17 protein-coding genes and 1 tRNA gene are annotated in these 22,079 nt (G+C 52.5%); 7 read left to right on the forward strand and 11 right to left on the reverse strand.

Annotation, left to right across the window (positions count from 1 at the left end; translation table 11 throughout):
- Positions 1-33 precede the first annotated feature (33 nt).
- The 6 genes from LG202_RS02840 to LG202_RS02865 all read right to left on the reverse strand — a co-directional run bounded on the left by LG202_RS02840 (position 34) and on the right by LG202_RS02865 (position 7,737).
- Complete coding sequence (locus LG202_RS02840; RefSeq protein ID WP_230346905.1) at positions 34-3,120, reverse strand: efflux RND transporter permease subunit; 3,087 nt, start codon at positions 3,118-3,120, stop codon at positions 34-36.
- Between the two features lie 10 nt (positions 3,121-3,130).
- Positions 3,131-4,249: an efflux RND transporter periplasmic adaptor subunit gene (locus LG202_RS02845; RefSeq protein ID WP_230346906.1), complete on the reverse strand. Its 1,119-nt coding sequence runs from the start codon at positions 4,247-4,249 to the stop codon at positions 3,131-3,133.
- A gap of 17 nt (positions 4,250-4,266) precedes the next feature.
- Positions 4,267-5,568: a TolC family protein gene (locus tag LG202_RS02850; RefSeq protein ID WP_230346907.1), complete on the reverse strand. Its 1,302-nt coding sequence runs from the start codon at positions 5,566-5,568 to the stop codon at positions 4,267-4,269.
- Between the two features lie 113 nt (positions 5,569-5,681).
- Positions 5,682-6,221, reverse strand: coding sequence for a Smr/MutS family protein (locus LG202_RS02855; protein WP_230346908.1), 540 nt, complete (start codon positions 6,219-6,221; stop codon positions 5,682-5,684).
- A 50-nt stretch (positions 6,222-6,271) separates the two neighbouring features.
- Positions 6,272-7,222, reverse strand: coding sequence for a thioredoxin-disulfide reductase (gene trxB, locus LG202_RS02860; protein ID WP_230346909.1), 951 nt, complete (start codon positions 7,220-7,222; stop codon positions 6,272-6,274).
- A gap of 44 nt (positions 7,223-7,266) precedes the next feature.
- Complete coding sequence (locus LG202_RS02865) at positions 7,267-7,737, reverse strand: Dps family protein (RefSeq protein WP_230346910.1); 471 nt, start codon at positions 7,735-7,737, stop codon at positions 7,267-7,269.
- 333 nt (positions 7,738-8,070) lie between these two features.
- On the opposite strand from LG202_RS02865, the gene LG202_RS02870 reads away from it, so the two are divergent.
- The 7 genes from LG202_RS02870 to serS all read left to right on the forward strand — a co-directional run bounded on the left by LG202_RS02870 (position 8,071) and on the right by serS (position 16,667).
- Positions 8,071-8,274 carry a hypothetical protein gene (locus LG202_RS02870; protein ID WP_230346911.1) on the forward strand — a complete coding sequence of 68 codons (204 nt, stop codon included), beginning with the start codon at positions 8,071-8,073 and terminating at the stop codon, positions 8,272-8,274.
- 152 nt (positions 8,275-8,426) lie between these two features.
- The gene (locus LG202_RS02875) at positions 8,427-10,724 is read left to right on the forward strand and encodes a DNA translocase FtsK (protein ID WP_230346912.1); all 2,298 of its coding nucleotides are present in this window, start codon (positions 8,427-8,429) and stop codon (positions 10,722-10,724) included.
- Positions 10,725-10,741: 17 nt separating this feature from the next.
- Positions 10,742-11,350 (forward strand): outer membrane lipoprotein chaperone LolA, encoded by a 609-nt coding sequence (gene lolA / locus LG202_RS02880; protein ID WP_230346913.1) that lies wholly within the window; start codon positions 10,742-10,744, stop codon positions 11,348-11,350.
- A 39-nt stretch (positions 11,351-11,389) separates the two neighbouring features.
- The gene (locus LG202_RS02885; protein ID WP_230346914.1) at positions 11,390-12,721 is read left to right on the forward strand and encodes a surface lipoprotein assembly modifier; all 1,332 of its coding nucleotides are present in this window, start codon (positions 11,390-11,392) and stop codon (positions 12,719-12,721) included.
- On the forward strand, positions 12,705-13,967 hold the full coding sequence (locus tag LG202_RS02890; protein WP_230346915.1) for a FecR family protein: 1,263 nt from the start codon (positions 12,705-12,707) through the stop codon (positions 13,965-13,967). Before LG202_RS02885 ends, LG202_RS02890 begins: the two co-directional genes overlap by 17 nt.
- A gap of 30 nt (positions 13,968-13,997) precedes the next feature.
- A complete protein-coding gene (locus LG202_RS02895; protein WP_230346916.1) occupies positions 13,998-15,320 on the forward strand; it encodes a replication-associated recombination protein A in 1,323 nt (440 codons plus the stop codon).
- Between the two features lie 51 nt (positions 15,321-15,371).
- On the forward strand, positions 15,372-16,667 hold the full coding sequence (gene serS, locus LG202_RS02900) for a serine--tRNA ligase (protein ID WP_230346917.1): 1,296 nt from the start codon (positions 15,372-15,374) through the stop codon (positions 16,665-16,667).
- A gap of 47 nt (positions 16,668-16,714) precedes the next feature.
- Here serS and LG202_RS02905 read toward each other — a convergent pair whose 3' ends face one another.
- The 5 genes from LG202_RS02905 to LG202_RS02925 all read right to left on the reverse strand — a co-directional run bounded on the left by LG202_RS02905 (position 16,715) and on the right by LG202_RS02925 (position 21,993).
- The gene (locus tag LG202_RS02905) at positions 16,715-18,475 is read right to left on the reverse strand and encodes a cation:proton antiporter (RefSeq protein ID WP_230346918.1); all 1,761 of its coding nucleotides are present in this window, start codon (positions 18,473-18,475) and stop codon (positions 16,715-16,717) included.
- Positions 18,476-18,571: 96 nt separating this feature from the next.
- On the reverse strand, positions 18,572-19,990 hold the full coding sequence (gene mltF / locus LG202_RS02910; RefSeq protein WP_230346919.1) for a membrane-bound lytic murein transglycosylase MltF: 1,419 nt from the start codon (positions 19,988-19,990) through the stop codon (positions 18,572-18,574).
- A 176-nt stretch (positions 19,991-20,166) separates the two neighbouring features.
- A complete protein-coding gene (locus LG202_RS02915; RefSeq protein ID WP_230346920.1) occupies positions 20,167-20,736 on the reverse strand; it encodes an FxDxF family PEP-CTERM protein in 570 nt (189 codons plus the stop codon).
- A 196-nt stretch (positions 20,737-20,932) separates the two neighbouring features.
- Positions 20,933-21,023, reverse strand: a tRNA-Ser gene (locus LG202_RS02920).
- Between the two features lie 97 nt (positions 21,024-21,120).
- The gene (locus tag LG202_RS02925) at positions 21,121-21,993 is read right to left on the reverse strand and encodes a DMT family transporter (RefSeq protein WP_230346921.1); all 873 of its coding nucleotides are present in this window, start codon (positions 21,991-21,993) and stop codon (positions 21,121-21,123) included.
- Positions 21,994-22,079: the final 86 nt, after the last annotated feature.

A 22,079-nucleotide genomic window follows, 5' to 3' on the forward strand; every position in this document is an offset into this window, starting at 1 on the left:
TCTACCATGGGCTTTTTTATTGCTGAAAATGGCTTAATCCCTACGTTCTTCAGAAAAATATGGATAGAGCAAAGGCAGTAACAGTAAGGTGAATAGTGTAGCGGAGACTAGGCCGCCGACGATCACGACGGCAAATGGGCGCTGGGTTTCCGAGCCTATGCTGTGGGAGAGGGCAGCAGGCAGCAGGCCCAGGCCAGCCATGAGGGCGGTCATCATGATAGGCCGCAGGCGGGCTACTGCACCTTCAATGACGGCCTTCTTCATGGCATAGCCTTCGCGCATCAGATGCTTGATCTGCTCCACCATGATGACGCCATTTTGCACCGAGACACCGGCAAGGGCGATAAAGCCCACGGCAGCAGAGACGGATAAGTGCAATCCAGCCAGTCCCAGCGCAGCCAGGCCGCCGATCAGAGTGAAGGGGATCATTAGTAGTACCAGCAGGGCATTTTTCACTGACTTGAATGCCATGAACAACAAGACGAAGATCAGCATCAGCGACAGTGGCACGATGACTTGCAGGCGCTTCATGGCGCGTTGCTGGTTCTCGAATTGCCCGCCCCAGGTAATGCTGTAGCCAGGCGGCAATTTCACTTGTTGCTTGACCTTGTCCATGGCCTCGGCAACGAAGCTGCCCTGGTCGCGGTTGATGAGGTTGGCTTTGATGGCGACGATGCGGGAGACACCCTCGCGGCTGACGCGTGATGCGCCCTGCTTGATGCTGATGTCGGCAATTTCGCCTAGCGGAATGGTGCCAGCATTATCTGGCAAGGCCACCGGAAGCTCGGCAATATCATCCACGCCATCACGGTATTGCCTGTCGAGCCGCAAGGTGACATCAAAGCGGCGGTCACCGTCATAGAACGTGTTGGCGGCATTGCCAGCCAGCGCAGTCTGGACGGTGGCATTCACATCATTGACGCTCATGCCGTAGCGCGCGAGTTTGGCTCGATCCAGGGTGATGTCGAGTTCGGAGTTGCCGGAGATGCGGATGGCGGCAACATCGGTTGCACCCTGGATGCTGTTGAGCACATCGACTACTTGGTCAGCCTTGTCCTCAAGGATGGCTAGGTCAGGGCCGAATATCTTCACCGAGATTTCCCCCTTCACGCCGGATAGCGCTTCTTCCACGCTGTCTTGAATGACTTGAGAGAAGTTGGTGGGGATGCCGGGAATCGTGTGTATCTTGGCTGAAATGCTCTCGATCAGTGCTTCTTTGTTCTTGAAGCGCCATTCGTCATGTGGCTTCAAGTCAGCGAGGATTTCGATATTGTTGGGTCCCTTGGGGTCTGTGCCATCGTCGGGGCGGCCTACATGGCTCACGACCAGGCGTACCTCAGGATAGCTTTGCAGAATGCCGCGCACATGCTGCTCGACTTCCTTGGTTTTCAGCAGGCTGGTCGAAGGTGGCAAGCTGATCGTGAGCCATATGTTGCCTTCGTCCAGCTTGGGCAGAAACTCGGAGCCAAGTTTGGGTGCCAGCAACAGGGATACGACCAACAATGCGATAGACGCACCTGTCAGGGGCCAACGGATACCAGTGGTTTTGAGCAATAGCTTACGATAGCCCTCTTGCAGCTTATGCATCCATCCGCTGTGTTTTTCTGCCATGTCCTCGCGGCGCATGGTGTAGGAGAGTAGGGCTGGCACCAGGGTGAGCGTGAGCAGAATGGCGCCCAGCAAGGCAAAGCTCAGCGTAAAGGCCATGGGCGAGAAAATCTTGCCCTCTACCCGCTGGAAAGTGAAGATGGGCAGGAAGGCCAGGATGATAATGGCCTTGGAAAACAGGATGGGGCGACCCATTTCCACGGCAGTTTGGCGCAAGGTGTGCAGCCGCCAGCCATAGGTAGCCTGTTGCGGCATCTTGTCGACTTGTGTTGTTGCTAGCCTCACCATGAGGGCCTCTACCAGCACCACGGCACTGTCAATAATGATGCCGAAGTCCACAGCGCCAAGTGAGATCAGGTTCGCAGAAACGCCGCGGATATTCATGACGACGAAGGCGAACAATAGCGACAAGGGAATAACCGAGGCCACGATGAGTGCAGCACGCCAGTTGCGCAGGAAGACGATGAGAATGGTGACGACCAGTAGTGCACCGACAATCAGGTTTTCCGTTACGGTATGTACAGTGTGCTGGATCAGTGTTGTGCGATCATAGAAAGGCGCAATGCTGACGCCTGGCGGCAGCTTGCTGTTGATCTCGGCCACTTTCTCGCGCAGGGCATCAATCACCCGGGCCGGGTTCTGGCCCTTGTTCATGATGACGATACCTTCTACCACGTCATCTTTTTCATTGAAGGCGACAATGCCCGAGCGGGTACGATCACCGATCACCACCTGGCCAATATCGCTGACGAGAATAGGTTTGCCGCCGCGTGAATCAATGACGGTGTTGGCAATGTCATCCAGGCTTTTGTAAAGGCCGATGCCACGCACAACCAGGTCCTCATCGCCCCGGTGCATGAGTCCCCCACCAACATTGCTGCTGTTGCCGCTTAGTGCCTGGTTGACCTGATCGACAGTAATGTCGAATTTCCTTAATAAATAAGGATCAAGCTTGACCTGGTATTCCTTCACACTGCCACCAAAGCTGGTGATATCAGCGACGCCGGGCACGGTGCGTAGCATGGGGCGGATCTGCCAATCCTGGATGGCGCGGATCTCGCGTTGCGGCATGTCCTTCGGGGCTTCAACCAGGTAACGGAAAATTTCGCCTACGGCGGTGGATAGAGGTGCCAGTGTTGGCTGGTAATCTGGCGGCAGGTCGGCGCTTTGCAGGTGCTCCAGCACTTGTTGGCGGGCAAAGTAGTCATCGGTCTTCTCTGAAAAGGTAAGGGTGATGACGGAGAGGCCAGTGATGGAGACCGAGCGCATCTGGGTGAGGTGGGGCACGCCGCTCATCTCGTGCTCAATGGGCAAGGTGACGACGCGTTCGACCTCTTCTGGTGCCAGGCCAGGCACTTGTGTCACGATGCCGACGTGCACGTCCTCAACATCGGGAAATGCCTCGATCGGCATATTATCCACGGCAAAATAGCCGGAAATGATCAGGGCCAGGGTGCCAAGCAGCACGAAAACGCGCTGTTGTAGCGAGAAGGTAATCAGTTTTTCCAACATGATGTGGCCCTTATTTGCCTGCAGCGAGTTCGGAATTCAGCAGGATGGCGCCGGATGTCACCAAACGCTCGTTCTTGATCAACCCCTGCTTGACGGTGGCGAAATCACGCCCTTGTACATCCAGCGTGACTCGGCGTTTCTTGATATGGCCGGGGCTGGTTTCCACGAAGACGTAACTGTATAAACCTTCAGTAATCATTGCGCTATTGGGGATGCGGATGACTTTGCGCTGGTCCAGGCTGAGCGGCGTAATGCGGGCATACATTTCCGGCTTGAGCCTGCCTTTGCTCTCGATGGCGCAACGAATCGGGATGCGACGTGTGGTGGGATCTATCATGCCGCCAATTGATAACACCTTGCCAGTGAATGTCTCGCCTGGGTAGGCGTCTACTTCTACGGAAATCGGCTGGCCGATGCTGACCTTGCCAAGGTCACGTTCGGGCAGATCTATACTGGCCCAGAGATGATTGGGATCGGTGATGATGAATAATGGATTTGCGGCGTCTGGGCGGATTTCGCCACCTGGGTTCACTTGCCTGTCTACAATGATGCCAGCTAGGGGCGCGCGAACAGTATAGCTTTCGCTGCTGTTGTGATTGGCACCGAGGTTGTTGATACGGGCATTGGCACGAGCGGCTTCTGCAGCGGCCTCATCCAGGTCGGCCTTGCTGGCTTCCAACTCCTTTTTCGGGATTACGCCGCCATCCAGCAGCATATGGCTACGATCATATGCCTGCTTTTTCAGGGCCAGTTCTGCTTGCGCCTTGCGGGCATCCGCGAGTGCGCTACCGAGGTCTGGCGAATCCATGGTCATGAGGGCTTGTCCGGTTTTGACGCTATCGCCAATTTCGGCGCTGATCTTGAGTGCGCGGCCAGCAACAGGAGAGCTGATCCTGGCGGTGTAGTTCTCGTTGAAAATGATCTTGCCATTCAAGGGTGATGCAGCGGGGGCGATGATTTCGCTGACGGTCTCAATCTTGAGGCTGGCTAGTTGTGGAGCATCCTGGGCAAGGATGATTTCATCAGAAGGTTTTGCTGGGGCTTTGGCAGGGGGGGCAGGTTCAGCGGCCAATGCAGTGTTGCTGGCGAAGGCAATGGATAGCAACACTAAGATAAGTTTTTTCTGCATGCTTCAGTCTTTCGTGATTATTCAGTCGTGTTGCTATTCAAGGCGGCATGCCAGTTGGCAAGGGATTTGGCAAAATCGGCATGTGCGGTCGCTGCATCTAGCTGCAAGGCACGCAATACGCGGCGTGCATCCAGCAGGTCGGTCACTCCCATGGCACCATGCTGGTAGGCAAACTCCGCTGCCTGCGCCGTTTTTTCCGCTTCCTGCATCATGTTCTGGTCGTAGCGGTCCACTTTTTCGATAGCCGCATCAAGATCAGCGCGTGCACGCTGGACTTCACTTGCAGCATTGGCGCGTATGCGCTCTTCTGCCTCAATGGCGGTGGTGTAATCCACCTCGGCACGGGCGATCTCCCCCTGGTATTGGTAACCGGTAAACAAGGGGATGCTGAAGCCAGCGCCTATGGTATTGCGTCCGTTATTATTGCCGCCTCCACCGCCGCCCATGCTGGGGTAGTGTTCGTACTGCATGCCGATGGTGATGTCGCGCACGGTTTGGGCTTGTGCCAGCTTGCGGTTTTCATTCGCTATCTGGATGCGCGTCATGGCTGCCTGGATATCCGGGCGTTGATCCAGGCTGGCGGCATTAAGCTCTGCGAGTAGGGAGGCTGTGTTGGGCCAAGTGTCGCCGATGACAATACGTTGTGCCTCCTGCTCCTTACCCATTAAGTAACCAAGGTCGACCTGGGCTTTTTCCTTGTCGGCACGCGCTTGCCGCAGGTCATTTTGCGCGCGCAGCACATCAATCCTGATACGGGCGGCATCGGTAGCAGCGATATCTCCCGCCTTCAGGCGCAATTCAGCGGCCTTGAGCATATTGTCGAACAAGGCTTGGTTTTCCAGCAGGATGCGCTCGATTTCTTGTGCCAGAAGCAGATCGTAATAGGCACCATGAAGAGAACGCTTTTGCTGACGCAGGCTGTCGCGTAAATCCAGTTCACTGGCTTGCAGGGCATTATCTGCAACCGCCATGCGCAGGGCGCGCTTGTTTCCGCGCTCAATCGGTTGCTCAATGCGGGCGATTGTATCCAACGTGCGATCATTGATACCGCCGTCGCCATTGCTGCCACTGAGCTTGAAATTATTGGAGTTAAGGGAGAATGTGGGGTTGGGGCGTTGTGCTGCGGTGAGGGTGTCGGCCTTTGCGCTATCTACTCCACGTTTGGAAAGCAGTAATTCTCGATTATTGCGGTTAAATAGCTCGCTTGCCTTGGCCAGGGTCAGGCTGCCCAGATCATCGGTTTCTGCAGCCTGGATGATGGTCGAGATGCTTAACCCTAGTAGCACCATGCCGACACACGTCAAATGACGCAACTGCATCTTGTTATTCTCTCTTTCAGACAAGCACCACGCGGTGCGAAGCATATAAACGTGAGATAACTACTTTAGTTTACAGTCGTACGAAGTTTATTTTATCAGGTCATGTGCAACGCTTATGCCTTGAGTAGCACGATGACAGCGCCACTGCCACCATCTTGTTGCCGCGCTTGCGCATAGGCAATCACTTCATCCTTTTGCATCAACCAGTTACGCAATTTGTGTTTGAGCACAGGCTCGCGGTTGCGTGAGCTCAATCCCTTGCCGTGAATGATACGCACGCAACGAATACCGCGTTTCTTGCAATGGGCGAGGAACTCGGCAACATAAAGCCGGGCTTCGTCGCTGACCATGCCATGCAAATCAATGGCCGCTTGCACCACCCAGTGTCCACGGCGCAATTTGCTCAGGATGTCGGGAGAATGACCATCGCGCAAGTAGAGTAGCTCTTCGCCACTCTCCAGCTCGTGAGCGGGGATATAGCCATCACTCAAGGAATCAGCCAATGCCTGGCGTTCATCACGCAGAAACTGTTTGGGGATAGGTTTGGGATTGGGCGCTTGGTGATACAGTCGGCTGGGCTTGAGCGGACGCACATCCTTGACTGCATCAAGGAACAGCCGGTTCTCTTCGTCCTTGTCGTCGTGATCTGCCATCTACTGCAACCAGAAAAGAAGCCCGCAGGGAGGCCCTGCGGGGGTAGGATTTAGGACAATTGATCCAGGTAACGCTCGGCATCCAGTGCTGCCATGCAACCTGTACCAGCGCTGGTGACAGCCTGGCGATAGATGTGGTCTTGCACATCACCAGCAGCGAATACACCAGGTACGCTGGTGGCAGTGAAGTTGCCTTCACGGCCAGCCTTAGTGATGATGTAGCCGCCTTCCATGTCCAACTGGCCTTCAAAGATATCGGTATTGGGCTTGTGACCAATCGCGATGAATACACCCTTGAGGGCGATTTCCTTGGTGCTGCCGTTGTTGGCATCCTTGAGGCGCATGCCTGTTACGCCAGAGTCATCACCTAGCACTTCATCAAGGGTTTGGAAGGTTTCCAGCACAATACGGCCTTCCTTCACGCGTTCCATGAGCTTGTCCACCAGGATCGCTTCTGCCTTGAACTTGTCGCGGCGATGCACCAGAGTCACCTTGCTGGCGATATTGGCCAGGTATAAGGCTTCTTCCACGGCTGTATTGCCGCCACCGATAACGGCGACTTCCTGGTTGCGATAGAAAAAGCCATCGCACGTTGCGCAGGCAGAAACACCTTTGCCGGCAAACGCCTCTTCTGAAGGCAAGCCAAGGTACTTGGCAGAGGCACCAGTGGCGATAATCAACGCATCACAGGTGTATTCGCCAGCATCGCCCACCAAACGGATTGGCTTTTCGGTGAGATGAGTCGTGTGGATATGATCAAAGATCATTTCCGTGTTGAAGCGCTCAGCATGCTTCTGGAAGCGTGCCATCAACTCTGGGCCTTGAACACCATCAGCATCAGCAGGCCAGTTATCTACCTCGGTTGTGGTCATAAGCTGGCCACCTTGGGCGATGCCAGTGATCAGTACTGGCTTCAGGTTGGCACGAGCTGCATAGACAGCCGCAGAGTAGCCTGCCGGGCCAGAACCCAGGATCAGCAAGCGAGCATGTTTTGTTGCCATACAGTGAGTACTCCTAGAATGCGATATTTCAAAAAGTCAGAATGTTAGGGTTTTTCTAGCAAGCTACGCAACATCCATGCGGTTTTTTCATGGATTTGCAGGCGCTGGGTCAGCAGGTCGGCTGTGGCTTCATCCGAGGCTTTTTCTGCTGTGGGGAATACCGAGCGGGCAGTACGCACCACAGCTTCGTGGCCTGCAACCAGCTCCTTGATCATGTCTTGCGCATGAGGTACGCCATCTGTTTCAGCAATCGAAGTCAACTTGCTGAACTCCTTATAAGTGCCTGGCGCTGGGAAATCCAGTGAGCGGATGCGTTCTGCAATCTGGTCTACTGCTGTCCATAGTTCATTGTATTGCTCCTCAAACATCAGGTGCAGGGTACGGAATTGCGGGCCAGTGACGTTCCAGTGGAAATAATGTGTCTTGAGATACAGGGTGTAAGTATCTGCAAGAAAGCGGGAAAGTCCTTCGGCAATCTTCTTGCGGTCTTTTTCACTGATGCCAATGTCTACCATCTTGTTCTCCTTTATTTGAGGTGAAATGCAATCCGCAAGCTTGTTCATGCGGAAAGGTTGTGGATGAGCTTAAGCCTGTTTTCTAGCAGACAATCATTACAATTCTTAGTTTCGCTAGTGTAGGCGTCGCCACAGGTGAGTGCAAATTGATTGTGTTGATGTGACTGATAAGCTGGATTAATCATCCTGCAGAGTGCCTGAGTCCACTAAAGCCAATCAGTACCTGCCTTAGGGGCGCTGTAGGAACTATCTGACGCTGATGTCATCCAACCTAATGTGCGAAACACAATTTCGTGCAATTTGGTTGTCATCTCCCAAAAGGAAATTTACATTATGTTGGTATTAGCAGTTCGTTCACAGCCTAGCCCTGCGCCTGTCATTCAGCCCATGGATACCGTGGCTACTCGTTTACATCACTCCGATTATGTTCCCGCTGAAAATGTTGCAGAAAAAGAAGCGGCATTTGATCGTATCAGTTTCGCGGGAAATCGACGTGCGTTGGTGAAAAATATTGATGCATTTTGTGATTGTGTCTGAAGTCTTTTGTTGGTATCCCTGACAGTGGTTAAAGCAGTCTTCGGTCACTGTGGGAGTATCACTGCCAGCCACTCATCAGTACGCCAGACCGAAACAGGATTGATGCTGATATAATCAGAGCAGCTTAATTTTGTGCCGGGTACTGAATCATCTTGTTTTTCCAGAAAAAAAGCACGCCGCTCAATAGCCGTCGTCAATCCGAACCTGAACCGACCCCTGGTATTGTCAAGGAAGCCTGGTGGTTGGTGCTTGTCGTCGTTGGTCTCTATCTCGCCCTGATTTTATTCACTTATCACAGCACCGATCCCTCATGGTCGCATAGCACTAGTGATGGCGATATTACGCAAAATGCTGGTGGTGCGCTAGGTGCATGGTTATCTGATATCTTATTGTATTTATTTGGATTCTCTGCCTGGTGGTGGGTTGTACTGGCATTTTATGCCATGTGGTTGGTTTACCTGCGACTTGAGGTTGTAGAAGCTGAACGTAAGCCATTGATCTGGCTTAATCTTGCTGGCTTCGCCATGTTGTTGCTGTCTTCTGCTGCATTAGAGGCTGGGCATTTTCATGCCATGGCGGTGGAGTTGCCGATGGCGGCTGGCGGGATGCTGGGATCACTGGTCGATGCTGGCTTACAAGCCATCCTGGGATTTGCAGGTTCCACATTGGTGTTGTTATTGCTGTTGGCTGTGGGCTTCAGCCTGTTTACGGGCTGGTCATGGATAGCCATTGCGGAGAAATTTGGTGCTGGCCTGGAGTTTAGCTATCACTACGTCATTCAGCGCTGGCAGGATTACCAGGATCGCAAGCTGGGTAAAAAGGCCGAGCAGGAACGTACTGAATTTGTCGTGAGCGAACGCAAGCGCACGGAAGACAGGCCACCGGTGCAGATTGAGGTGCCGCAGACTTTTGAGATTGTGAAGAGTGAGCGGGTGCAACGCGAAAAGCAGACCCCCTTGTTCGAGACCTTGCCAGATTCGCCTTTGCCACCCTTGCATTTGCTGGATGAGCCAAATGGTGTGGTAGAAGTGCAATCTGCTGAAACCCTGGAATTCACTTCGCGCCTGATTGAACGCAAGCTCATGGATTTCGGGATTGAGGTCAAGGTAGTAACGGCGCTGCCTGGCCCCGTGATTACGCGTTATGAAATTGACCCGGCTGCAGGGGTCAAAGGTAGCCAGGTGGCTAACCTTTCCAAAGACTTGGCGCGCGCCTTGTCTGTGGTGAGCGTGCGCGTGGTGGAGACGATCCCAGGTAAGACTTACATGGGCCTGGAAATTCCCAACCCCAAGCGCCAGATTGTGTACTTGTCCGAGATACTCGGTTCACAGGTTTATGCCGATGTCACTTCGCCGCTGGCCATTGCGATGGGCAAGGATATTTCCGGCAAACCAGTAGTGGCGGATCTGGCCAAGATGCCTCACGTGCTGGTTGCAGGTACAACCGGTTCAGGCAAGTCCGTGGCGATCAATGCCATGATATTGAGCTTGGTGTACAAGGCAGAGCCTAGCAAAGTGCGCCTAATCCTTATCGACCCCAAGATGCTGGAGCTATCGGTATACGATGCTATTCCGCACCTGTTAGCTCCGGTGATTACCGACATGCGCCAGGCAGGCAATGCGCTCAATTGGAGCGTGGCCGAGATGGAGCGCCGCTACAAGCTGATGTCCATGCTGGGTGTGCGTAATCTTGCCGGATATAACCAGAAAATTCGTGATGCTGAAAAAGAGGGTACGTCTATCCCGCATCCGTTTAGTTTGACGCCGGACGAGCCTGAACCATTAGACGAATTGCCATTGATCGTGGTGGTGATTGACGAACTGGCCGATCTGATGATGGTCGTTGGCAAAAAGGTGGAAGAGCCGATTGCGCGCTTGGCGCAAAAGGCACGCGCTTGCGGTATTCACCTGGTGGTGGCGACCCAGCGACCTTCTGTAGATGTCATCACTGGCCTGATCAAGGCCAATATCCCTACCCGGGTGGCGTTCCAGGTATCGAGCAAGATCGATTCACGTACCATTCTGGACCAGATGGGGGCGGAAGCCTTGCTGGGGCAGGGCGACATGCTTTACCAGCCACCAGGAACCAGTGACCCACAACGTGTACACGGTGCCTTTGTTTCTGACCAGGAAGTGCACCGCGTGGTTGAGCACCTCAAGCAGCAAGGCGAGCCGAATTACATTGAGGGCATTCTCACTGGTGGTAGTGAAGATGGCGGCGAGGCTGGAGAGCTTGGCGAAAGTGGTGGCGAGACAGATCCGCTCTACGATGAGGCCGTTGCCATTGTGCTCAAGTCGCGGCGTGCCTCTATTTCATCAGTGCAGCGCCAGCTACGAATTGGTTATAACCGTGCTGCGCGCCTGATCGAGGAGATGGAGCGGGCCGGCTTGGTGTCCGCGATGCAGAGCAACGGCAATCGCGAAGTGATTGCGCCGAATAATCATGATTAAGCACGAAAGATAACAAGATGAGATTGATGGCAGGGGCATTGCTGATGGTGATGCCGTTCTTGGCCCATGCAGATGGCGTTGCATCGCTCAAGACTTTTTTCAAGGCGACCAGTGCCATGCGGGCGCATTTTCACCAAGTGGTGACCGATGCGCAGGGTAATAAGGTGCAGGAGGTCGAGGGCAATATGCAGTTGCAGCGCCCGGGCAAGTTCCGCTGGGATTACGATAAGCCTTATGTGCAGCAGATCGTGGGCGATGGCGAGAAGGTCTGGCTGTTTGATCCTGACCTTAATCAGGTGACGGTGCGTGCCATGAGCAAGGCGATTGGTTCAAGCCCTGCGTCATTATTGGCGGGCGCTCAGGATGCAGAACGTAATTTTACCCTGACTACCGTGAGTCGTTCTGATGGCCTGGAGTGGGCACAAGCCGTGCCTAAGGCTGAGGATAGTGGTTTTGATAAGGTCTTGTTGGGCTTCAAGGGCGACGAACTGCAAAAGATGGAGCTACACGACAGTTTCGGTCATACCACCAGCATTCAGTTTAGCAAGCTGCAGCGTAACCCATCCATTGCCAATGGTAGTTTCAAGTTTGTCGCTCCTGCAGGGGCTGATGTTGTTGGCGAGTAATCCAGAGTGCTTTACCAGTCTATAGGCAGTAGCAAAACCATGCTGTACAAGGCTGCCGTTGTCGGGGCAGCCTGGCTATTGATGGGAGAGGGTGTTGCCTTGGCGCAGGATACTGATGTGCTGCACAAAGCTAGCCAACTGATCAGCAAGCGGGATTATGCAGCGGCCTATGGATTGCTGGAGCCGGTGGAGTCAGATCATTCGGGTAATCCTGAGTACGACATGTTGTTTGGCTTAGCTGCCATCGATAGCGGGCATGTCACGCGAGGCGTGTTTGCGCTGGAACGTGTGCTTGCCTTGCAGCCAGATAATGCCAATGCCCGTGCGCAAATTGCCCGCGCCTATTTCCTGCTCGGCGAGCAAGATGCTGCCCGTGCTGAATTCAGGAATGTATTGAACCAGCAGCCGCCTGAGGATATCAGCAAAGTCATCAATCGTTATATGAGCGCTATCGACAAGGCGCAAGGGCTGAAGACGAGTTACTCGGCATATCTGGAAGGTACTGTGGGGCATGACAGCAATGTCAACAGTGCGACTACTGCGGCTTCAGTTGCAGTGCCTGGCATCGCCAATAACCTTGATTTGGTATTGTCGCGGGCTTCCCGTGCGAACTCGGATAATTTCATGACGCTGGCCGGTGGTGTATCGGTGAGTACGCCGGTGACTACAGGCTTGTCCGCTTTTGCTGGCCTGAATGCGTCGCAACGCTCGAACCATCAAGAAAGGGCATTCGACATAGGCTCGCTGGATGCGAATGCCGGGTTACGCTATCGGCGCTTTGTCGACACCTTCACACTGGCAGTGCAGGATGCCAATATCTGGGTAGACGATAAGCGCTTCAGGCGTGCCTATGGTTTTAACACGCAGTGGCAGCACGATATCAGTAACCAAGACCAGATCAACCTATTTGCCCAGGCATCTCGTATCAGTTATCCAGATAACGAGATTCGCGATGCCAACCGCTATGTATTCGGCGGTGGTTGGGCGCACGTATTTTCCGGGGATAAAACGCCAGTGCTATTTACCAGTGCTTATGCTGGTCGTGAAAAGGTAAGGTCGTCCGGGTACGATTTCCTTAGTAACGATCTCTATGGTGCAAGAGTAGGTGGGCAGTTGACGCTCAAGCCATCACTCGTCGCTTATGGCATATTCAGTTACGAGCATCGCCACCATGATGATGAAGACCCATTTTTCCTCAAGGCCCGCGAGGATAATCAATACGATATCAATCTAGGCTTGAGGTATCTGGTAGGCGGCAACTGGTTGATCAGGCCGCAGGTGAGCTATATCTGCAATGATTCAAATACCAAAATCAATGATTTTGATCGTTATATGTTCTCAGTGAGTGTGCGCCATGATTTCAATTGGTAAAGCCAGGGAGGGCGTGATGTATCGTCCAGATATTCGGTTGTATCGCATGACATTGAAGTTACTAGCTTTCTGCCTGCTCATGCCAGCATTGGCGATAGCAGCCGCTGGCAAGGTCGAATTTGTTGCAGGCGATGCCCAGATTTTGGATGCCTCTGGTACAGCCAGGCTTGCCAGCAAGGGCAGCGAGTTTGATGCTGGTGAAACCCTGCAAACTGTAGATGGGCGGATGCAGGTGAAATTTATCGACGGTGGTTATATTTCCTTGCAACCCAATACCAGCTTCAGAGTCGAGGAATACCATTTCAACGGGCAGGCAGATGGTAGCGAGCGCGGCATTTTCCACCTGATCAAAGGCGGTTTGCGGGCGATTACTGGTGTGATCGGTCATGCCAACAAGCCTAATTACCGCATGGATACACCGGTGGCTACCATCGGCATACGTGGCACTGAGTTCACGGCATCACTTAACGACGCGCAGCGACTATTGGTAAAAGTGGGCGATGGCGCGGTATTTATGGAAAACAACGTGGGCAATCTGGTGCTCTACAAGGGGCAGGCGGGTGAGGTCGGCGAGCTGGTCAAACCGACGTATAGCGAGCAACAGCCCTTGCTGGCGGCTGCAGGCCCGAGTGGTGCTACGCCCGAAGATGCGCAACAACATCAACAACGCGAACAGGCAGAAACCCAAGGGTTTGTGCTGGGAGATAACAAGAGTATTAGCGGAGGTCCTTGTCTTGGTGGGCTGGGCGGCAATTGCGTCTGGGGTAGTGATCCGACGGAGCGCCTGATCAGTGCGTACAACCTTGCGGGAGTGCAGGGGCAGTGGTCAGGAAATGCTGATAATGTACAAAGTAGCAACGGAACGGTGTCGGCTAATGGATTGCTTAATGTAGATTTCAGTCGTTATAACGCGACATTTGTATTAACACTCACGAATCCTTTTGATAATCCGGGATGGAATAGCGAGGCCATGACAGGGACTGCAACAGGTAGACTAAACCCCCAAAATGGGCGTTTAAGTTTTGCTGACACTACTATGGGTGCAGGGCTTGGGCGTGAAGGAGTTTGTACCAATGGCGGATGTGATTTGATTGTAAATCAGGGGCAACTTGGCGGTCGTCAGTTTTCCAGTGCAAATATTAATTTTACCGTTAGGGCGAATAATATACTTGATAGTCCACAACCATTTATTGATCGCCATGACCTAGAGTTGCAGCGTGTTGATGGCTTATCTAATCTACGTTAATCATGATGCTTGTCCTAATATTGTATTGAAATGACCGGACTATTTGAACCCATCACTCCTCAAGCACCGCTTGCGGAGCGCTTGCGTCCTAAATCTCTGGATGAGGTGGTTGGGCAAAAGCACCTGCTGGGCGAAGGCAAGCCGCTACGGCTAGCTTTTACCTCTGGCAAGTTGCCTTCTATGATCCTGTGGGGGCCGCCGGGCGTTGGGAAAACTACGCTGGCGAGGTTGATTGCGAATACTGCCGATGCCGAGTTTATTCCTTTATCCGCTGTGCTGGCTGGCATCAAGGATATTCGCGAAGCTGTGGAGCGTGCTGAGCATACATTGCAGCAGTCAGGGCGTAAAACGATCTTGTTTGTCGATGAGGTGCATCGCTTCAACAAAGGTCAGCAGGATGCCTTTCTGCCGTTTGTCGAAAGTGGCTTGATCACTTTTATTGGTGCGACCACGGAAAATCCTTCATTCGAGGTCAACAGTGCTTTGTTAAGCCGGGCGCAGGTGTTTGTGCTCAATGCTTTGTCCGAGGATGAGTTGAAACAGCTGCTCGAACGTGGCAAGCAGGAAATGCAACTTGATATTCCATTGAGTGATGAGGTCGTGGAGCAAGTGCTGGGCTATGCTGATGGTGATGCCCGGCGTTTGTTGAATTTTGCCGAAGGCTTGTTCAATGCCGCAATTGCTGCTGGCGTGGCAGAAATCAATGCTGAGTTCCTGCAATCGACCATGGCGAGCAAATTGCGCCGCTTTGATAAAGGTGGTGAGGCATTCTACGACCAGATTTCCGCCTTGCACAAATCTGTGCGCGGCTCCAATCCAGATGCGGCTTTGTACTGGCTGACCAGAATGCTGGATGGTGGCGCTGATCCTCGCTATTTATCCAGAAGAATTATTCGCATGGCTTGGGAAGATATCGGGCTTGCTGATCCACGGGCCATGCAAATAGCAAATGATGCAGCCTTAACCTATGAACGCTTGGGTAGCCCTGAAGGTGAGCTAGCCCTTGGGCAAGCGGTGATCTATCTGGCTGTGGCTGCAAAGAGCAATGCTGGCTACATGGCTTACAACCAGGCCAAGGCGTTTGTCGCGAGCGATAAGTCGCGCCCAGTGCCACTGCACTTACGCAACGCACCGACCAAGCTCATGAAACAACTGGATTATGGCAAGGAGTACCGGTATGCCCACAATGAGCCAGGGGCTTATGCGGCAGGCGAGGACTACTTTCCCGACGATCTTGAGGCAATTCAGTTTTATGTGCCCACGCCACGCGGGCTTGAAGGTAAAATCAGCGAAAAAATGGCACATCTAAGAGCGCTGGATGACGAAGCCCGCGCCAGTAAGCGGAAGAAATAATTTCATATTCAACGTGCACTAGCACATTTGCAATCAAACCCAGGAATTTTCATGTTAGACATCCAGCAGTTACGCAATGATCTTGATAACGTCGTGACACGTCTTGCCATTCGTGGCTTTTCTCTTGATACCAATGCCTTTACCGCGCTGGAAAACGAGCGTAAGACCGTGCAAACCCGCACCCAGGATTTGCAGGCCAAGCGCAATGCTACTTCCAAGCAGATCGGCATTGCAAAATCCAAGGGTGAAGATGTGGCACCTATCATGGCGGAGGTAGCTGGCCTGGGTGCGCAGTTGAAGGCGGACGAGGAGCGGCTTGCCGCGATTCAGGCAGAGCTGCAGCAATTGTTGCTGAATGTACCTAACCTGCCGCATGAGAGTGTGCCTGTAGGCAGATCTGAGGAGGAAAATGTCGAGGTGCGCCGCGTAGGTACGCCTCGTAACTTCGATTTCGAGATCAAGGATCATACCGACGTTGGTACGCCGCTGGGTCTGGATTTTGATACTGGTGCAAAACTGGCCGGTGCGCGCTTTACCCTGATGCGTGGTCAGATTGCTCGCCTGCACCGTGCACTAGCGCAATTCATGCTGGATACGCAGACAGACAAGCACGGCTATACCGAATGCTACACGCCTTATATCGTCAATGCTGATACCCTGCGTGGTACTGGTCAATTGCCCAAGTTTGAGGAAGATTTGTTCGCGGCGCAGAAGGGTGGGCAGGAAGGGGAAAGCAACGAAGCGCTTTACCTGATCCCGACCTCTGAGGTGACGCTGACCAACACTGTGCGTGATGAAATCGTGGCGCTGGATAGCTTGCCGATCAAGCTGACTGCCCATACGCCGTGCTTCCGCTCCGAGGCTGGCTCCTATGGTAGGGATACGCGCGGCATGATACGCCAGCACCAGTTCGACAAGGTGGAGATGGTGCAGATTGCCCATCCCGAGCAGAGCTACACCGCCCTCGAGGAAATGGTCGGGCATGCAGAGCATGTATTGCAGGCGCTTGGCTTGCCTTACCGTGTTGTGCTGCTATGTACTGGTGATATGGGGTTTGGTGCAGCCAAAACTTATGATCTGGAAGTCTGGTTACCTGCCCAAAATACTTATCGCGAGATTTCCTCTATTTCCAATTGCGAGGCCTTCCAGGCACGCCGCCTGCAAGCGCGCTTTCGCAATGAGGCTGGCAAGCCAGAATTGGTACATACCTTGAACGGTTCTGGCCTTGCTGTTGGACGTACCCTGGTGGCCGTGCTAGAGAACAACCAGCAAGCGGATGGCAGCGTAATCGTGCCGGAAGTGCTGCGCCCTTATATGGGTGGCCTGGAAGTGATTAGCGCCAAATAATATCACTGGCGCTGTAGTTTGCCGCACACAGCATGTGTGCGGCAGTTTTAATGTTCTTCTTTTTCCTGGTTCAATGTCTCGATCAAGGCAATCTGCATGCGATAGTGCAGCACCACGAACCAGCGCCACAGCAGGGTGATCAACCCAGCAACTACCAGTAAGACAATGACCCAGACATCCAGTGGCGGCATGATGCTGTTCCCCAATGCCAGGATCAACAATATCATGCCAGCTCCAGCCAAGGCATTGACTGTCTTGGCAATAAAGCGCTGCACGCGGCCACAGTCGTTGCCTGTCATGCCTTGTGTGGTGTGATCCGCCAGCAGCAAGCCCAGCGATTGCAACTTCCTGAATGCGGCAATGAGGAAAGGGGTTGCCAGCAGTAAAGTGCTACCCCAGATAACAGCTTGTTGCCACATGATGTCACGCATGGGTGATGGCATGCCTACCAAGTACACATTGACCAGCCATGCCGCTGCCAGAAACAAGGCGCTCACCATGCACAGGTTGACGAAGACTTGCAGTAGTAACTTGCGGTAAATTCCGGCGAGGATGGCTTTATCGCTATCGGGTGCATGGTCATTCGAGGCTAGCCAGTCGCTATACAGCCGGAAGAATTGCGATATCTTGCTCGGCATGTTGCGCGCCAAGATACCGGAAAGTGGATCAGCCGCCTTGATGAGATAGGGCGTGGTTAGCGTGGTGATCACAGAAGCCGCTACGGCGATGGGGTAGAGAAATGAACTAGTGACGCCAAGCGTCAGCCCTAGAGACGCGATGATGAAGGAAAACTCGCCGATCTGCGATAAGCCCATGCCTACGCGCAACGAGGTGCGGCCATCATTACCAGCCGCCATGGCACCCAGCGTGCAGGCGAATATCTTGCCGAAAATGATGACCAAGATGACTACCATTACTGGTTTTGCATGTTGCATGATGATGGCAGGGTCAAGCATCAGGCCAATAGCGACAAAGAAGATCGCGCTGAACATATCGCGAATCGGCATGATCAGCCGCTCGATCGCACGAATTCGACGTGATTCCGCCATGATGGCACCTATCATGAAGGCACCGAGGGCTACGCTGTAATCGAGTTTGATCACCAGCAGGCAAAAGCCAAAACATAAGCCGAGGATGGTGATCAGCAGCATTTCATCACGCTTGAAACTGGCAACGTATTCCAGCAATTTTGGCACCAATATGATGCCCAGTACCAAGGCGACCACCATGAACAATGTGAGGTTTGAGATGGTGATGGCTGCATCCAGCGTAGAGACATGGCCAGTGGCGGCGATGCCAGAGAGCAAGGCAATGATGCCGATGCCTAATATATCCTCGACGATCAGCACGCCGAAGATCATTTGGGCAAAGCGCTCATGCTTCATGTTGAGCTCATCGAGCGCCTTGACGATGATGGTGGTGGAGGAAATGGCAAGCATGGCTCCTAGGAAGATGGCATCCATGGGCTTCCAGCCAAAATAAGTGCCGATTTCGTAGCCCAGCCAGACCATCACCACAATTTCCACCAGCGCGGCTACGACGGCGGTTGCACCAACTGCCCGTAATTTTCGTAGGCTGAACTCCAGGCCAAGGGAAAACATCAGGAACACAATCCCAAGCTCTGCCAGGATTTCAATCGTATGGTTGTCTTGCACCATGGAAAATGGTGGCGTATGAGGCCCAAGGATCAGGCCTGCAAGGATATAGCCCAGCACCACCGGTTGTTTCATGCGGTGGAAAATGATGGTGACTATGCCTGCCACCAGCATGATGACAGCCAGGTCCTGTATGAAGGCGGCAGCGTGCATAAATGTATGTTTTCTTTATTTTTGAGGCTGGTTCAGGCCTCTATTTTATAACGATCCTGGCTGCGGAAATGGCAGGATAGCGATTGATAAGGCTGCTTATTCCTGGCTAGGGGCGTTCGCGATACCATTCAGCCCGGCGACTTCAAAGCTGGGAAAGATCGGTGTGTGCCTTGGTTCGCGTCGTGCAAGTATTTTGTGATACGTACGCACAGACTCGACAAAGACAACAGGTGCTCCACCACGTGCAAACCCATATTTCAGGTTGGAGAAATGCTCCTCCTTGCTGAGCATGGGCAAGGCTTTCTTCACATCGACCCACCGATCAGGGTTCAACTTCAGCCGCTTGGCCAGTATTCGTGCATCCTGCAAATGCGCATAACCAATGTTGTAAGCAGCAAGTGCCATCCAGGTACGGTCCGGCTCGTGTACTGTATCCGGGATCAAGTCCTTGAGCATAAGCACATATCGTGCCCCGGCGACGATACTTTGACGCGCATCCAGGCGGTCAGTCACACCTAGTCGATCAGCTGTATCTTCTGTCAGCATCATCATGCCGCGTACATTGGTAGGAGAGGTATTGAACCTATCCCAATGTGACTCCTGATAGGCAATGGCTGCCACCAGGCGCCAATCCAGCCCAGTTAGTTCTTGAGCTTCATAGAAGTAGCGTTTGTACTGAGGCAAAAGTGTCTCAGAACGCTGCATGAAGGCCGTGACATCTACTGGTTTCAGACGGTCAGCATGACCATAGTAGCGATCAATGAGGTTGCGTAAGGTGCCATCTTGGCTAATGCGGGCAAAAAAAGTATTGGCCTTGTCGTAAAGCCATTTATCGCCAGTTTTGGGAAAAGCCCATGCGACCTGTTCTGGTTTACCCAATCTTAGGCTTGCACCAAGATTGGGATAATAGTTTTGTACCAGTGATATCAAGTGTCCATCGGCGACCGTGTAATCCAGCTCTCCTTCTGCCACTTGTGCCATCAACTCATCGGAGTTGGCATGAGAGGTTTCGGTCCAATGAAGCTGGGGGTCTTTTTCCCTTAAACGTTGCAGGCGTTCCGAATAACTGGTGCCAGAAGAAACAGTTATTTGCTTGCCGAACAGATCCTTAACTTTAGTGGGGGCCTTGGATAGCTCGGTATTGAAGACGATTTGTTGCTGTACCTGATGATAAGGCTTGGTGAAGCTGACCAAGTGTTCGCGAGTGCTCGTGATAGTGAGGTCGGCAGCAGCAAAATGCGCTTTGTGTTTAAGCAGGGCGGGGATGACTTGGGAGATATTATGAACGACCAGAAACTTTACACTGTATTCTGGACCAAGCTCCCGCACGAAATTGCGGACCAAGTCGTGCTCAAGCCCGGCATATTGATTATTGCCACTATAGTAGTAAGTGCTAGGGCCATTGTGGGTGACCACAATGATTTCCTTGGTTTGGCGCGGGTCTGCAAGCGGCTTGGGTGCTTCCTTACAACCCATCAGCAACAGCGCTAATAAAAAGATAACGAGTGAACGCATTCGATCAAGTTTCCTAAAGATTGCTCTCTTTGTCCAGTATGAGCAATGTTTAGTTCTTGATGCGTGATTAAAAACAATGGGATAGCAATCACAAAAGTGCTGTAAACCTGTGTTTGATGAACGGCACCCATAAAAAAGGCTGCGGAAACCGCAGCCTTGAATCGAACTGGATGCTATTAAGCGAACTTGCTTGCGTTCTTGCGAGCGCGAGCAGCAAAACCAACCAAGCCAAGACCTAGAGCCAGCATGCCGTAGGTGGATGGTTCTGGAACAGCTGCGGTGAAGGTGATATTGCCACCATAAGAAGATTTGTAGCTGGGCGTTGACTGATCACCGGCAATTCCAGATACAGTCAATTGATAAGTACCAGCAGTCAAACCATCCAAGGAAAATGTATACGTTTCACTTGTTCCGCTAGCACCTGGTACACCAGTTGTTTGAAACGTATGATTAGCACTAACACCTGCCAAGACTACGCTGGTCAGATCAACCCCGTAAAAAACCGCAGAGGCACCAAAGCTGAAGTAAGTAGAACTAGCTGTGCCGGAAACATCAGTGGGGGCCGTCAAGGTGAATTCAAATACATCAGTAAATGTACCTGGAGTCCCGAAGTCATTACCGAAGTAAATTTTACCATCGGTTGCTGTAATGATAATTGGATCAGCGGCAAATGCACTTGTTGCCGCAAGGGAAGTCAAACCAAACGCCAGTGCAACGGCACCTTTTTTGAAAGTTGTAGCTAACATAGTAAACCCCTATAAAAGTTGAGTGTAGAAACAATATCAAGCGTTTATTGAAGTTATAGTTGGCTTGTGAGACACATACTCCTTGATCTATGAATTGCACTCAATAGTGCAAATGGACTAAATAGTCTGATTGGACTAAAGGCTCATAATGTATTGTCACAAAAAGGGATATTGCGGGGAAAAGCGGGTATGCGGCTGGCGGAGAGGGAGGGATTCGAACCCTCGATACGCTTTCACGTATGCCTGATTTCGAGTCAGGTACATTCAACCAGCTCTGCCACCTCTCCGGGAGCGCGGATTATAGCTTACGGACATGTCTAAGTAAAACTGCCAGCAATCCGTATTGATTGATCCAGCTCGGTTGGTGACCGGCATTGAATCCGGCTAGCTAGTCGATCTAGGCCGTTGGGACAATGTCAGTATTCCGCTTACGCAAATGATGGTGATGCCCAGGAAGCCATAGCGGTCGGGCATGTGGCCGAACATGATGTAGCCGATCAGCCCAGCGAATATCAATTGACCATAGGTGAACGGGGCCAATGTGGCTGGATTGGCATGGTGGTAGGCTTCTGTCATCAGGAGGTGACTCAGCAATGCTGATATCCCTAATCCCAGCAGTAACAAAGCATGGAATGCGCTGGGTGTTTGCCAAAAAAATGGGGCAACAAAGGTTAGCACTGTACTGCCGACTAGTCCGCTAAGCAGGTTGGTGGTGGCGGAGCTATCTGTCGCATTGAGCTTACGGGTGATCAGTTGATAAAGGCTGAAACTGAAAGCCGCACCCACTGCGAGCAGGCTAACAGGCGTAAATAGTACACCTCCAGGCCGTAAGATCACTAAAACACCAACAAAACCCAGGGAAACAGCAAACCATTGTAATGGCCTGACTCTCTCGCCTAGTAACGGTCCTGACAGTACGGTGACGATTAACGGCGTCAGATAGATAATGGCTGTGCCTTCTGCCAGCGGTATATAGCGCAGCGCAGAAATGAACAGCATGTTAGTGCCAACCATGCACAGCCCACGTAATAGCTGTAGGCCAGGGCGACTTGTCTTAAAGATAGAGAGGCCATGGCGGGGTAATAGCACACTGAGCATGAGGCCGCTATGAATGACATAACGTACCCAGATCACCATGACGACAGCATAGAATCCGGCCAGGTATTTTGAAAGAGCATCGCTGCCTGCAAAGAGGAAAATCGCACCACAAATATAAAGGACGCCTTGAAGAAGTTGTGCTTTTGTGTCCTGGGTCATGTGGTGAAGCGTCGAGTGTGCTGCGAAATTAAGATTGGCGAGGAGTGTATCACGCGGCTTATTTGCATTGATGTTCTTGCTGAATG

The organism is Methylobacillus methanolivorans (assembly GCF_054588515.1).